General features: G+C 59.4%; 1 pseudogene. It reads right to left on the bottom strand.

Features of this window, described 5'->3' with window-relative positions:
* Window positions 1–416 (bottom strand): annotated as a pseudogene (locus OGY09_RS01075) (type IV secretion protein Rhs); the annotation flags it as partial.

Here is a 416-nt window from a genome sequence, read left to right as displayed (position 1 = left end):
ATTTCCGCCAGCCAGCCGCGTTCGTTGTACTGCCACTGTTCCGCCGGTTCGCCGTTCACCGTGCGGTGCGTCAGGCGGTCAGATTCATCGTAATACCAGCGGGTGACGAGGTCTTCGTCCTTGCTGCACACCATTTTCCCTGTCAGGTCATAGTCATACTGCTGCGTTCTCCCGTCAAAGCCGGTCTGCTGCGTCAGCCTGTCCAGTGCATCGTAAGTGAATTCAGTGTGGCTGCCGTTCTCATTGGTCAGCTGTGTCACCCGTCCGGCGGCATCGTATGTTATCTGCCGCGTCAGGCCGCCTGCGGTGATACTGACCGGTCTGCCGCCCGCATCATACTGTGTTTCCGTGCGGCTGCTGTCCGGGGCAATCACTGTCGTCAGGTCTCCGGCGTCACTGTATTCATAGCGGGTCTC

Origin of the sequence: Citrobacter sp. Cpo071 (assembly GCF_030332765.1) — a bacterium.
Taxonomy (GTDB): Bacteria; Pseudomonadota; Gammaproteobacteria; order Enterobacterales; family Enterobacteriaceae; genus Citrobacter; species Citrobacter portucalensis.
This window is presented reverse-complemented; position numbering and strand designations above follow the sequence as displayed.